The sequence below is a fragment of the Brevundimonas mediterranea genome, assembly GCF_011064825.1.
Classification (GTDB): Bacteria; Pseudomonadota; Alphaproteobacteria; order Caulobacterales; family Caulobacteraceae; genus Brevundimonas; species Brevundimonas mediterranea_A.
The window spans coordinates 954,918-968,922 of record NZ_CP048751.1; the positions used below are offsets into that span (position 1 = coordinate 954,918).

General features: G+C 66.8%; 9 protein-coding genes and 1 pseudogene. 6 read left to right on the plus strand and 4 right to left on the minus strand.

Translation table 11 applies throughout. The features are described from left to right. Positions 1 to 26 precede the first annotated feature (26 nt). Entirely contained in the window at positions 27 to 2,543 is a 2,517-nt protein-coding gene (locus GYM46_RS04745) for an ATP-binding protein (RefSeq protein ID WP_040349235.1), read from the minus strand. A gap of 196 nt (positions 2,544 to 2,739) precedes the next feature. On the opposite strand from GYM46_RS04745, the gene rpsT reads away from it, so the two are divergent. The 5 genes from rpsT (at position 2,740) to gyrB (ending at position 9,980) form a co-directional block, all read left to right on the plus strand. Then, positions 2,740 to 3,009: a 30S ribosomal protein S20 gene (gene rpsT, locus GYM46_RS04750; protein WP_008262250.1), complete on the plus strand. Its 270-nt coding sequence runs from the start codon at positions 2,740 to 2,742 to the stop codon at positions 3,007 to 3,009. 478 nt (positions 3,010 to 3,487) lie between these two features. Next, positions 3,488 to 4,927 carry a chromosomal replication initiator protein DnaA gene (gene dnaA / locus GYM46_RS04755; RefSeq protein ID WP_008258751.1) on the plus strand — a complete coding sequence of 480 codons (1,440 nt, stop codon included), beginning with the start codon at positions 3,488 to 3,490 and terminating at the stop codon, positions 4,925 to 4,927. Between the two features lie 151 nt (positions 4,928 to 5,078). Continuing rightward, complete coding sequence (gene dnaN, locus GYM46_RS04760; protein ID WP_008258859.1) at positions 5,079 to 6,197, plus strand: DNA polymerase III subunit beta; 1,119 nt, start codon at positions 5,079 to 5,081, stop codon at positions 6,195 to 6,197. 78 nt (positions 6,198 to 6,275) lie between these two features. Then, the gene (recF, locus tag GYM46_RS04765) at positions 6,276 to 7,409 is read left to right on the plus strand and encodes a DNA replication/repair protein RecF (protein ID WP_008261710.1); all 1,134 of its coding nucleotides are present in this window, start codon (positions 6,276 to 6,278) and stop codon (positions 7,407 to 7,409) included. Positions 7,410 to 7,553: 144 nt separating this feature from the next. Beyond that, positions 7,554 to 9,980, plus strand: coding sequence for a DNA topoisomerase (ATP-hydrolyzing) subunit B (gyrB, locus tag GYM46_RS04770; RefSeq protein ID WP_008263675.1), 2,427 nt, complete (start codon positions 7,554 to 7,556; stop codon positions 9,978 to 9,980). A gap of 304 nt (positions 9,981 to 10,284) precedes the next feature. Here gyrB and GYM46_RS04775 read toward each other — a convergent pair whose 3' ends face one another. Next, positions 10,285 to 10,629 carry a hypothetical protein gene (locus GYM46_RS04775; RefSeq protein WP_008263127.1) on the minus strand — a complete coding sequence of 115 codons (345 nt, stop codon included), beginning with the start codon at positions 10,627 to 10,629 and terminating at the stop codon, positions 10,285 to 10,287. On the opposite strand from GYM46_RS04775, the pseudogene GYM46_RS16805 reads away from it, so the two are divergent. Next, positions 10,547 to 10,720: pseudogene (locus GYM46_RS16805) on the plus strand (IS110 family transposase); the annotation flags it as partial. The gene GYM46_RS04775 and the pseudogene GYM46_RS16805 sit on opposite strands and share 83 nt — an antisense overlap. A gap of 311 nt (positions 10,721 to 11,031) precedes the next feature. Here GYM46_RS16805 and GYM46_RS04780 read toward each other — a convergent pair. Both GYM46_RS04780 and GYM46_RS04785 read right to left on the minus strand, forming a co-directional pair. Beyond that, the gene (locus GYM46_RS04780; protein WP_198004265.1) at positions 11,032 to 12,525 is read right to left on the minus strand and encodes an alginate export family protein; all 1,494 of its coding nucleotides are present in this window, start codon (positions 12,523 to 12,525) and stop codon (positions 11,032 to 11,034) included. 102 nt (positions 12,526 to 12,627) lie between these two features. Continuing rightward, positions 12,628 to 13,827, minus strand: a complete 1,200-nt coding sequence (locus GYM46_RS04785) for an Nramp family divalent metal transporter (protein WP_008260810.1) — start codon at positions 13,825 to 13,827, stop codon at positions 12,628 to 12,630. Positions 13,828 to 14,005: the final 178 nt, after the last annotated feature.

The window sequence follows — 14,005 nt, forward strand, 5'->3', positions numbered from 1 at the left end:
GCGGCGCCGCCTCAAGCAGCCCCCCCTCAAGCAGCGACGGGGTTTTCCCGCCGTTCAGCCGCAGCCAGGGCCGCCGCCACGCCGTCGAGCAGGCCGACCAGGGTGATCGGCTTGGACAGGTGGCCGTCCGCGCCCGCGACCCGCCCCGCTTCCACATGGTCGGGGAGGGCGTTGGCGGTCAGCATGATGATCGGCGTGCGCACGCGGTTCTCTCCGGTCTCCAGGGCGCGAATGGCGGCGGTGGCCGTCAGGCCGTCCATCACCGGCATCTGCATGTCCATCAGCACCAGGTCGAAGCCGCCCTTTCGGAAGACCTCCACGGCCTGCCGCCCGTCCTCGACCGCCACCAGTTCGGTCGGCATGTCGGCCAGCATGATCTCGACGACCTTGCGGTTCGCCGGATGATCGTCGGCCAACAGGATCCGCGCAGGGAAGGCGCGCGCGTCGGTCTCGCCGGCGTCGCCCGGGCCGAAGGGCGCGGATGGCGGCTGGACGCCCCCCACCCTGGTCAGAGGGATTTCGAACCAGAAGTCGGCGCCCTCGTCCGGCCGGCCGTCGCAATCCAGCACGCCGCCCATTAGCGCGACCAGGTCTCGCGAAATGGCCAGGCCCAGGCCCGTGCCGCCGAACCGGCGGGTAATGGAGCCGTCGGCCTGCTGGAAGCGATTGAAGATCCGCCCCTTCTGGCCCGCATCAAAGCCGCAGCCGGTGTCGCTCACCGTGAACCGGACCCGATCTTCATCCACCGCGACGGCGGTGACGACGACGGATCCCGTTTCGGTGAACTTCAAGGCGTTGGAGATCAGGTTCGACAGGACCTGGCGCACCCGGACCACGTCGCCCTCGACGGCGCCTTCGATGGTCGGCTCGACCTCAACCCGCAGGGCGACGCCCTTTTCATCGGCGCGCGGCCGGTAGAGGGCCGCCGCGCCGCGCACCGTGTCGCCCAGATCAAAGACCGACCGTTCCAGAACGATCTGGCCCGCCTCGATCTTGGACGTGTCCAGAATGTCGGACAGCAGCCGTTCCAGGGTCACGGCCGAGGACCGGATCACTTCGACCATCTCGCGTTCACGCGGCTCCAGCCCGGCGCGCGACAAGGCGTCGGCCATGGCCACGACCCCGTTCAGGGGCGTGCGGATCTCGTGGCTCATATTCGCCAGGAATTCCGACTTGGACCGGCTGGCTTCTTCCGCGCGGCGACGGGCGATGCGCAGATCCCGGGCCTGGCTTCCCATCCACAACAGGGCGGCCAAGGCCGACAGGATGAAGATTGCGGCGATGGTCAGGATCAAGCCCTGCAATCTTGTGTTCGAGCGCGCGGTCTCCAACTGGGCGCGACGTTCGGTCAGCTTGTGCTGCATGTCGCCGGTGACCTGGCGGATCCCTCCGCTGAAGACGCGGGCTTCGGCGACGCGCTCGGCGCTGTTGTAGGCGCGAAGCTTGACGTAGGCTTCCGCAGCCCGGCCCTCGGCGAACAGGATCTCGGCCTCGACATGCGCCACCTCCAGCCGCGCTTCCTCTCGGTAGCGGTCTACGGTGATGCGACGGCGGATTTGCGCAAGGTCGCGCCGCGCGGACTCGATCTGTCCGGTCTGGGCCCGGGCGATGGCGCGAGCCGGCAGCAATTGCGTCGCCAGGAAGGAGGCGTCCCCCAGGTTCTCGCCATAGGGCGCCAGACATCGCAGCACGTCCCGCGGCGCCTCTGCGGCCTGGGCCACCATGGCGCACAGGCGGGCGTCATAGACCCCCAGGCTGGGCAGGCCTGCGCGCAGCGTCAGCCGGTGATGAACCTGATACAGGCGTTTCGCCTGTTCGACATCGCCCAATTGGGTCGATAGCCGGGCCAGATTGTAGACGGCGTCGAAGTCCGGCCGGGGATAGTCCGGATTGGCCAAGTCGATCTCGAACCGCCCGAAGGCGGCGGTGGCCCCATCGATGTCGTTCAGCCTCATCAGGCCGATGCCGGTCATTTCCCACAGGCCCGCCTGCGCAATCCGCGCATAGACGTCGCCCTCGGGGATCAAGGCGTCGGCGTCGGTCAGCAGCTTCAGCCCTTCGCCGATCTGATCACGATCCATCAGGGCCAGCGCCCACAATCGGGTGGCGTGCGTGCGCGCGAACCAGTCGGGCTCCATCGACGCGAGCCGGCGCATCTCGTCGGCGGCGGCCGTCTCGCCCTCGTCGTACCGCAGGGCCAGGGCGTTCAGCCGGGCGATCTGGATGTAGCGGTGGGAGCCCTGGTGACGCGCGCCTTCCATGAGCCGGTCGTTCCAGATCCTGGCCGTGTCGAACTCGCCCTGGTTCAGAAATATCCAGGCGACATGATAGAGGCGTTGCAGACCTTCGCGGTCGTTACGGCGTATCGCCTCGCGGCCGAACGCCTCAAGCGCCCTGAAATCCGTCGTGCCGGCCCTCCGTTCGACAGCCTCTGCCAGTTGAAGGGGCGTCCGCGATTGCGCCGCAGGCTGAGCTGAGACGTCCTGTACGAAAAACGCCGACAGGACGAGGGCGAGGGCAAAGGCTGCGGCTTTTATAGGCATTCGGCTTCCGATCTGATCGGAAGCTGCCATGTTTTGGTTGAATAAGGTTTATCGACCCGGTGCGGGTTGCACCTCACCTGACCTTTGTCGGAACTGCGCGTTGACCACCCCCGGGCTTTCGGCTATAGGCCCGCCCTCTTGAGATTTCCGCGCCGTGGACGTGTGCTCCGCGGCGTTTTCCGTTCGAAGGTTTGAAATGGCTAACAACCCCGGCGCCCGCAAGGCGATCCGCAAGATCGAAGCGCGGACCGAAGTGAACAAGGCGCGCCGTTCGCGCGTCCGCACCTATCTGCGCAAGTTCCAAGAAGCTCTGGCCGGCGGCGACGCCACGGCCGCCAAGACCGCCTTCGTGGAAGCCCAGTCCGAGCTGATGCGCGCCGTCTCCAAGGGCGTCGTTCACAAGAACACCGGCTCGCGCAAGGTGTCGCGTCTGGCCGCCCAGCTGAAGAAGCTGTCGGCCGCCTAAATCCTTTAACGGATTTCCCGGACACGGAATGGCTGTCGCTGTTCCGTTACGGGATTTTGCAGACTTTTCAACGGCGAAGGGGCATCAGCTCCTTCGCCGTTTTGCGTTTGGCCGTTAACCCTCTCTACGCAGGAATACGGAGTTCGGGGCGCCTGGAAGGCGAATTCCTCAAGCAGGATTAGCGTTTGACGGAGTCAAACAATTTAACTGCGAATCGACCAACGAATCAGCGTTGACCCAACCGGCTCGCAGCGTAAGTTTTGGCCTCTAACGCACTTCCATCCCAACACGGATGAAGACGGCGCGGGACGATAGTTTCGCGTTGGCGGGAGATGTCTGTCCAGGAGCTCGGCCCCGCCCGAAAAGCATCGCTTTTCGGGGCAGGAGAAGTCGTCCCTGAACCGTCGCCCTGAAGTGCCGAAGGTCGGAATGGTTTTTTGAAGCGGGTGGCTGAACAATGGTTGGGGGTGCGACGGCGATGGCGGGCGGCGTGAACGGATCGAACATGACGGATCCGGATCGCATCTGGAATGAGGCCTCGGTGCGCCTGCGCGCCGAGATCGGCGACGGTCCCTTCTCGTCCTACATCGCCCCTTCCGCCGTTCGCGTGGATTCCTCCGGCCAGCTGATCCTGGTCACGCCCACCGCCTATGCCCGAGACTGGGTCCGCAAGAACGCCCTGCGTCGCATGAACGAGCTGTGGCTGGGCCTGGACGGCCTGAACCGCCGCCTGGACGTGCGCTGCCGCGCCGAGGTGGGCTCGGCCCCTCCGGCCTCGGCCGTGATCGCGGGCAATGTCCTGGACGCCACACCGCGTCTGGCGGCCTTCGCCAGCCCGACCGTGCCCCCCATCGCCGACGGCGCCCGCGCCGTGCGCGCCGCCGGCCTTCAGGACCGCCTGACCTTCGACAGCTTCGTGGAGGGCCAGGGCAACGCCTTCGCCCTGGCCATCGCCAAACAGGTGGCCAGCTGGGCCGACGGCCACTTCAACCCGGTCTTCTTCTGCGGCCCCTACGGCTACGGCAAGACCCACCTGCTGAACGCCATCGCCTGGGAGGCCCAGCGTCTGCGGCCCGAGGCCAAGGTGGTCTATCTGACCGCCGAACGCTTCCTGTCGACCTTCGTCAAGGCGATGCAGGACCGATCGACCGCCGCCTTCAAGGAAAGCCTGCGCTCGGCCGACATGCTGCTGCTGGACGACGTCCAGTTCGTCGGCGGCAAGACCTCGACCCAGGAAGAACTGCTGTCGACCCTGACCGCCCTGATCGAGGACGGCAAACGGATCGTCTTCTCGGCCGACCGCGCGCCCATGGCCCTGACCGAGGTCGAGCCGCGCCTGCGCAGCCACCTGGCCGCCGGCCTGACCTGCCCGGTCGAGGCGGGCGACCGCGAGCTGAAGATCGCCGTGGCCCAGAACCGTCTGAAGGCCCTGTCGGCCCTGGGCGTCGTCCAGGGCGAGGCCGCGCCCGAGGTGCTGGCCCAGCTGGTGGATCGCACGCCGGGCTCGATGCGCGAGCTTGAGGGCGCCGTGAACACCCTGGCCGCCGCCGCCGGTTCGCGCCTGGCGACCGTCTCGGTGGACGAGGCCTCGATCCTGCTGGGCGCCGCCCTGCGCGGCGGCCCCGAGCGCCGGATCACCGTGGACGAGATCCAGAAGACGGTGGCCGACCACTTCAACCTGAAACAGGCCGATCTGCTGAGCGAGCGCCGCACCCGTTCGGTGGCCCGCCCGCGCCAGATGGCCATGTATCTGTGCAAGCAGCACACGACCCGCTCCTATCCCGACATCGGCCGTCGCTTCGGCGGTCGCGATCACACCACCGTCCTGCACGGTGTGCGCAAGATCGAGGAGCTGATGGCCCAGGACGACCAGATCGCCCGCGACGTCGAGGCCCTGACCCGCAAGCTGCGGGGCTGAACAATCTCCCTCCCCCATGAAGGGGACGGGAGAAACAGAAATCTGTGAACGGCTTCCGTCGCCTTCCTTGCTCCTTGCGCCCAATCCGCTAGTGTCCAAGGCCCTCTATCGCGGCGCTCCAGCCTGAGTCGCCGCATCCGGGCGAGACGACATGCAACTGACCATCGAACGATCCGCGCTCCTGAAGGCCCTGGGCCATGTGCAGAGCGTCGTCGAACGCCGAAACACCATCCCGATCCTGTCCAACGTCCTGCTCAGCGCAGGCCGGGACCGGCTGGCCTTTGCAGCCACCGACCTGGACATGGAGATGGTGGACGAGGCCGAGGCGACGGTGAACGTCGAGGGCCAGATCACCGCCCCCGCCCACACCCTGTACGAAATCGTGCGCAAGCTGCCGGAAGGCGCCGAGGTGTCGCTGCTCTATTCGGGCGACGATCCCAGGCTGGTGGTCTCGGCCGGCCGGTCGCGCTTCAACCTGCCGGTCCTGCCGGCGGGCGACTTCCCCATCATGTCCACCGACAGCGCCGGCGCCTCCTACGTCATGCCCAAGGAAGACCTGGCGCGGCTGATCGACAAGACCCGGTTCGCCGTCTCGACCGAAGAGACCCGCTATTATCTGAACGGCCTGTATCTGCACACGGTGGCCGAGGCCGGCGTCGCCCTGCTGCGCGCCGTGGCCACCGACGGCCACCGCCTGGCCCTGGCCGAGACCCCGGCGCCCGAGGGCGCGGCCGGCGGCCCCGGCGTCATCGTGCCGCGCAAGACGGTGGATCAGGTCCGCCGCCTGCTGGACGACGCCGCCGGCCCGGTCGAGATCACCGTCTCGGCCCAGAAGATCCGCTTCCAGATAGGTGAGGCGTCCCTGACCTCCAAGGTCATCGACGGCGCCTTCCCCGACTATCTGCGCGTCATTCCCAAGGGCAATGACAAACAGGCCGACATCGACAACGCCCTGTTCGCCAAGGCCGTCGACCGGGTCGCCACCATCTCGGCGGAAAAGAGCCGGTCGGTGAAACTGGCCTTCGACAACGACCGGGTGAAGCTGACCGTCCGCAACATGGAAGCCGGCCAGGCCGAGGAAGAGGTCGAGATCGGCTATTCCGACGAACCGTTCGAGATCGGCTTCAACGCCCGTTACCTGCTGGACGTCGCCGGCCAGATCACCGGCGAAAACGCCGCCTTCCGCTTCGCCGACCCGGCTTCGCCGACGCTGGTGCTCGATCCGGGCGATCCGGGCGTGCAGTATGTGCTGATGCCGCTGCGGGTGTGATCGAGTGGCGAGTGGCGAGTGGCGAGCACACCTCGCCCTGCTTTCCTCGCCACTCGCCACTCGCCACTCGTCACTTCCTTGATCACCTCCCTCACCCTCACCGACTTCCGCTCCTATGCGAGCGCACGGCTGGAGCTCGCCTCCGGCCCGGTGGTGCTTCACGGCCCGAACGGGGCGGGCAAGACCAATCTGCTGGAGGCGATCAGCCTGCTGACCCCCGGCAAGGGGCTGCGGGGCGCGACCGCCGCCGAAATGGGTCGGCGCGAGCCGGGCGAGGCGGTGGGCCGAGCCTGGGCCGTCATGGTCGAACTGGACGACGAGACGCGGCTGGGCACCGGCGTCCAGACGGCGGGCGCGGCGCGGCGCATCGTCCGCATCGACGGCGAGACGGCCCAGCCCGGGCGGTTGCTCGATTATCTGCGGCCCGTCTGGGCGACGCCCGAGCAGGACCGACTGTTCTCCGACGCCCGGGCCGAGCGGCTGAAATTCTTCGACCGGCTGGTCTTCGCCGCCGATCCCGACCATGCCGCCGCCGTCTCCGCCTACGAAAAGGCCCTGCGCGAACGCTTGCGGCTGCTGAACGACGCACAGGACGGACGCGAAGCCGACCCCGTCTGGCTGGACGCCCTGGAGGCCCGGCTGGGCGAGGCCGGCGCCCGCGCGGCCCTGGCCCGCGTCGCCGCCCTGCACGCGCTCCAGGCCGCCATCGACGCCCGCCGCGACCGCCCCTTCCCCCAGGCCGACCTGGGGCTGGACGGCCCCGCCGAACAGATGGCCGAGGCCGGCGCCGAAGAAGACGAGATCGCCGCCGCCATCCGCGAGGGCCTGGCCAAGGCGCGCGCCCGCGACGGCGCCGCCGGCCGCTCCCTGTTCGGCCCGCACCGCACCGACCTGACCGCCCTTCACCGCGAGAAGAACCGGCCCGCCGCCGAGGGCTCGTCCGGCGAGCAGAAGGCCCTGGTCCTGAACCTGATCCTGGCCCAGATCAGCCGCCTCGCGCACCATGACGCCGCCGGGGCCGCCCGCCCCGTCCTGCTGCTGGACGAGGCCCCCGCCCACCTGGACGAAGCCCGTCGCGCCGCCCTGTTCGACGAGATCGTCGCCCTGGACCTCCAGGCCTTCATGACCGGCACCGAACGCAGCCTGTTCGCCGGCCTGGACGGCCGCGCGCAGTTCGTGCGCGTCGCCGGTGGAGCGCTGGAGAGCGACTAGGATTCCGGCACGGAATTCCTCGCTTTTTCGTCGGAAATTCCTATATGTTGCGGGCTTCGATGCGGTGCGATCCCGTCGTCGATTCGAGCGCCCGACGCGGCGCTCAATCCCCGTCCCGGTCGGGACTTCAGAGCTACAGATTTCATGACCGATCCGATTGCCGAAATGCCCGAATACGGCGCCGATTCCATCAAGGTTCTCAAAGGCCTGGACGCGGTGCGCAAACGTCCCGGCATGTATATCGGCGACACGGACGACGGCTCCGGCCTGCACCACATGGTCTATGAGGTGGTGGACAACGCCATCGACGAGGCCCTGGCCGGCCACGCCGACCTGGTCCAGGTCATCCTGAACGCCGACGGATCGGTCACCGTGACCGACAATGGCCGCGGCATTCCGACCGGAATTCACGAAGGCGAAGGCGTTTCGGCGGCCGAGGTCATCATGACCCAACTGCACGCGGGCGGTAAGTTCGACCAGAACTCCTACAAGGTCTCGGGCGGCCTGCACGGCGTGGGCGTGTCGGTGGTCAACGCCCTGTCCGACTGGCTGGAGCTGAAGATCTATCGCGACGGCAAGGCGCACCAGATGCGGTTCGAGCGCGGCGACACGGTCAAGTCGCTGGTGATCACCGGCGACGCCCCGATCCGCGAAGACACCGGCAAGCCCCTGAGCGGCACCGAGGTCACCTTCTATCCGTCGGTCACGACCTTCAGCCACATCGACTTCGATCTGAAGACGCTGGAACACCGGCTCCGGGAACTGGCCTTCCTGAACTCGGGCGTGGTCATCAAACTGGCCGACCAGCGCAGCGCCGAGCCGACCGAAACCATCCTGCACTACGAGGGCGGGGTCGAGGCCTTCGTGCGCCACCTGGACAAGTCCAAGGCGCCGATCCTGAAGGACGTCATCGTCATTCGCGGCAAGAAGGAAGGGATCGAGCTGGATCTCGCCCTGTGGTGGAACGACTCCTATCACGAGACCATGCTGTGCTTCACCAACAACATTCCCCAGCGGGATGGGGGCACCCACCTGTCGGCCTTCCGCGCCAGCCTGACGCGCGTCATGGGCGGCTATATCGAGAGCTCGGGCGCCGGCAAGAAGGAGAAGGTCTCCGTCACCGGCGAAGACGCCCGCGAAGGCCTGACCTGCGTCCTGTCGGTAAAGGTGCCGGATCCCAAGTTCAGCAGCCAGACCAAGGACAAGCTGGTCTCGTCCGAAGTGCGCCCGGCCGTCGAGGCCCTGTGCTCCGAGGGGCTGGCCCAATGGTTCGAGGAACACCCGGTCGAGGCCAAACAGGTCGTCGCCAAGATCATCGAGGCGGCGTCCGCGCGTGAAGCCGCCCGCAAGGCGCGCGACCTGACCCGGCGCAAGTCGGCGCTGGAGATCAGCAGCCTGCCCGGCAAGCTGGCCGACTGCCAGGAGCGGGATCCCGCCAAGTCCGAACTGTTCATCGTCGAGGGCGATTCCGCCGGCGGCTCGGCCAAACAGGCGCGCAACCGCGAGAACCAGGCCGTCCTGCCCCTGCGCGGCAAGATCCTGAACGTCGAGCGGGCGCGCTTCGACCGGATGTTGTCGTCGGACCTGATCGGCACCCTGATCCTGGCCCTGGGCACCGGCATCGGCCGCGACGACTTCAACGCCGACAAGCTGCGCTATCACAAGATCATCCTGATGGCGGACGCCGACGTCGACGGCGCCCACATCCGCACCCTGCTGCTGACCTTCTTCTATCGGCAGATGCCCGAGCTGATCACGCGCGGCCACGTCTATATCGCCCAGCCGCCCCTCTATAAGGTCTCCAAGGGCAAGCAGTCTCGCTACCTGAAAGACCAGGCCGAGATGGACGCCTATCTGATCGAGGAGGGCTCGTCCGAGGCCGAGCTGGACCTGTCCACCGGCGAGCGTCGCCTGGGTCTCGATTTGCAGGCTCTGGTGCGCGAGGCCAAGGCCTTCAAGGGCGGCGTCGATCGCCTCAGCCAGCGCGCCCCCGCCTTCGCCATTGAACAGGCGGCCCTGGCCGGCCTGTTCGCCGAAAACGCCGACATGACCCAGGCCTCGGCCGCCGCCGCCGTGCGCCTGAACCTGTACGCCGAAGAGGGCGACGGCAACTGGACCGGCGCGCCGGGCGAACAGGGCGCGGTCGTCTTCACCCGCACCCGGCGCGCGGTTCAGGAAACCATCGTGCTGGAAGAAACCCTGCTGCGTTCGCTGGACGCGCGTCGTCTGGCCGAGCGCGCCGCCGCCTTCGACGGCGTCTTCTCCGCTCCGGCCACCTATCGCCGCAAGGACAAGTCCACCACCATCCGGGGGCCGCTGGACCTGCTGAACGCGGTGCTGGACGCCGGCAAGAAGGGCCTGGCCATCCAGCGCTACAAGGGTCTGGGCGAGATGAACCCGGAACAGCTGTGGGAGACCACGCTGGACTCCAACGCCCGCACCCTGCTGCAGGTCTCGGTCGAACACGAGGAAGACGCCAACGACCTGTTCGCCAAACTGATGGGCGACGTGGTCGAACCCCGCCGCGAGTTCATCCAGGAAAACGCCCTGGACGCGGCGGTGGACGTCTAAGGAAGACGGCGGCGGTGGTCCGGGTCACTGCAGATGAGACCCGGGCCACAATAGATGAGACTGAAGTCACAGCAAACGAAACTCATCAGCAGAGTGGGGTCGATCATCACCGGCCTACGAGTACAAACCGCTTCACGTCTTCGCTTTCTTCGCCTTCGGTGTCTGTTTTGCGCCCACTTCTGCCCGCGAAAGCTCTTCCTCGGCCGCGAGTAACTATTCGGAGAGCTCCCCGGACAGGGCGCCGGAAAGCACGACCAAGGCGTCGAGTTTCGTACGCGGGCCTGGAGCCAGGCTACCCGCCTCTTCAGGCCTTCGACCGCCCGGTCTTCGCCAGACCGCAGGAAGGTGTGACGATCGCCCGCTCGGGCCCGTCCTCACCAAGGGCATCGCGCGCTGTGTCGAGCCAGGCCTCGTTGACCTCGATGCTCTCGTCCGGGGCCCGTCTCAGACAATAGCGGATCAATTCGAGGGCTGAATCGTCGATCATCGCTGCAAGCTCATCCACTGCCGTCCTTCCTTCGAAGGCCGACTCGCGAACATAGCGCCCTGAGATCGGCAAAGGCGGGTACGCCGCCGCCAACGCCATGCTCATGCGCTCGATCAAATGGTCGAGCCTGAAGGCCTGGGGCATGCGGCTGATGAAGACCAAGGGCCGTCGGCGTGCCATCGTAGCCGTCGCTCGCAAGATCGCTGTCGTCCTGCACCGCATGTGGGTCGATGGCACAGAGTTCCGGCTCGGATCGTCCCGCGCGGACGACGGGATGGATGAAGCCGAAAATGCTTACTGCGCTTCGAGCGCGCCCAAAAGCGAGGCTCTCAAGACCCCGATCCCATGCATGCGTACACCGGCTCCGCTCGCAAGGAGCCATCCAGACTGCGAAGAGAAGCGTGATCGCGTGATCGATCAGGCCGACAACAATCACAAACCAGCTTGCCCCCTACACCCGATTAGAGAAGCGCACATTGTACTTCCGCCGGAAAGCCGACGTTGGCGTCCAACTAAATGCCGCCGGCATGGCGCCCTGGCGAACCTGGTGAACGGCCGCGTCCTTCAAAATCTGAAGTTCACCCAGGCCGTCAGGTAGTCCGAGCTCTCGTAGCCTGCATCCTTGAGCACCGATCCGGCAGCCAGATGCTCATAGCGGGCGATCAAGCTGGTCCTGGGAGAGATCGTGTGCGCCAACTGCAGCTTCCAGACTTCGCCGACGTGGCGGCCCTCGACCACCTCAGTGCCGGCATAGGGCAGGTCGGTGGCCCGATACACGGCGTCGCGTTCCGACGCGCGCCAGGTGAACTGGACCTCGCCCGTAACGCTGGTCTTGCCCTGGCGAACCGTGACGCCTGGCGCGACCGCGATCATGTTCACGGGGTTGAAGACGTTCTGGTAGCTGTAGAAGATCGGCACGCCTTGTGGGGTCAAGGCGTTGCGGATCACGCCGCCATCATAGGCCCCGCCGCCTGAGCCATAGTCGACGCGCAGGCTGATGCGCGGCGCACCCGCTCCCTCCCCCGCACGCATGCTCTGGGTCGTGAAGACCTGCAACGCCTCGATATCGCGATCACCGAAGCGACCGGTCTGACGCGCCAGCGTCCAGTCCAACTGAGCCGGGCCGGCTGCGCCCCACAGACGGGCGCCGACATAGGTTCGCTCCTCCCGCGCCGTCTCGGCGCCCCAGCGACGAGCGTCCTGACGGAAACGCCAGACGAAAGGATCGAGATACAGCTTAGAGCCGCCGAACCAGTCGCTTGGAACCTGAGTGCTGACATTCAGACCGCTGAACCGTCGAGCGTCGTCTGTTCGGTCATCGGAGACGTCTCCTGTCCCCAGGCGGGTCGGATGCAGGTCAAACAGGTCGGCCCGCCAATGCTCGCCCCTCACCCACCCCCGGATTCCATTGAAGGGGGTGAGCAGGGTCGCGCCGTTGCGGGTGCTGATCAGATAGGGTGAGCCGTCGATGAAGAATTGGCGGCCATAGCGGACCCCGACCTCGCGTCCGCCGATCTCTCCCGTCACATCGAAGAACGCCTGGGTGACGGCCAGGTCGTTGCGGATGGCGCCGACCGGATTTCCATAGTTGTCGCCGCCCGCGCCGCCATGCGCCATTTCGCCGAAGACGCGCAGATGACGACCTATGTGCAAATCCGCGCCGCCGACAAGACGCAGGGTGTCCAGCCGCAGGTCCGCACCCTCCCGAAGGCCGGGACTGGTGGTCAGGGCGGTGCGCAGCCGCATCTCGCCCGACAGGCTGAGCCAGACCTCCCCATCCTGCGACAACGGAGTGTATTTCAGCCGATCAAACACGTCCTTGCGCCGCTCCGGGTCGCGCAGGGCGGACCAGTCCTCGGCCCAGCGCGCCTCGGCATAGCCGCCGACGACAGAGCCAACGCCGATGGCGGCGCGAGGATAGGGCGCAGAAGGCTCAGGGGTCTGAGTCACCGCAACGTCTTGGGCCTTCGCGGAGGCCGGCACGGCGGCCAGCGCCAGCAGGGTCAGGGCGGCGCTCCGCCCACGGCGCATCCCGCGCCGGTCTTTACGAACCGTCATGGTCTCGTCTCCCGATGTCTTGGTTTTCGCTACGCCCGCCCCGCCGGACGTCTGTGATCCGGCGGGGAACTCCGGAGAGGAGGCAGGCGCGGGCAAGCGCGATCAGCGCGCGATGACGCCCGTGAGGCTGAGGACCAGCAGGACGCTGGTGGCGAAGATGGAAATCAGGCCCACGGCGGCGAACAGGTTGTGCCACCACCTGTTGCGCAGATCCCCGAGCAGCCTGTTGTTGGCCGTCAGGACCAGCAGAACGCCCAGCATGGGGGCGACCAGCACGGTCATCGCCTGCGCCAGAATGATCAGCTGTATCCGCGAGCCCGGCGCAAACGCCACCACCAGCACACCGAAGAGCAGGACGCATCCCACCAGGATCTTGGTCCGCAGGGAATCGAACGACCCGCCCCAGCCGAGGCCGTCCGACAACAGGGTCCCGCCCGCCGTGGCGTTGGCCAGCATGGAGGAGAAGGCGGCGGCGAAGAAGCCCGTAACGAAGACATAGTAGCCGATCTGACCGGCCAGAGGCTCGAAGACGCTGGCCAGTTGCGGCAGGGTCTCGACGCGCTGTCCGGTATGTCCCAGCACGGCTGCCGCGACCATGATGACCAAGGCCGTCATGATGCCGGGCGCGACGATGCCCGGTATGGTGTCGGACAGGGTCGCATCCGCATATTCATCCCGGCGAATTCCCCGCGCCTTGGTGGCGTAGCTGGTGAAGAAGGCGGCGTTGATCGAGAAGTTGGTGCCGACAAGGGCGACGATCAGCAGTTCGGCGCCCGCCGGGAAGCTGGGCAACACGCCGGACACGCCGGCCGCCCAGTCCGGGCGTGCAAGAAAGGCGCTGCCGACAAAGCCCACGGCCATCAACGCCACCAGCACCAGAAGCGCGCGCTCGACCGTCTTGTAGACATTGCGGACCAGAAGAACGAACCCGACCGCCACGGTGACCAGCAGCGTCCAGAACACCGCGCTGCCGCCGAACAGCATCGATAGGGCCAGACCCGACCCGGCCGCATTGCCGACCGAAAAACACAGGGTGATGAAGAAGACGCCACAGCCGGCCAGCACCCCGACCGGCTTTCCCAGCGTCTGCTTGATTGTGCCGATCATGGACAGGGGCGAGGCGATTCCGACCCGCACGCTCATATCCGTGAAGAAGATCATCAGCACGGTCGAGACCAGGATCACCCAGATCAGGGCGTAACCAAAGGCGCTGCCCGCCTCGATCGCAGAGGTCAGATTGCCAGGGCCGAACTGCCAGGCGCCGGCGATGAAAGCGGGTCCGATCAGCGCCAGCTTGGCCACAAGCGACCGATTCGACGCGACTTTCGGGGGGTGCACGGGTGGAGCCGCGTGCACGACGTCACGATGCGACATGACTTTCCTTTCGGGCGCGGCGATCCTCGGACCGGTCCACGCCTGGCTGTTTCTCCCTTGCACAGTGACGCTTCTTTGGAGTCATCCGTGCGGTGATACGCGTTCC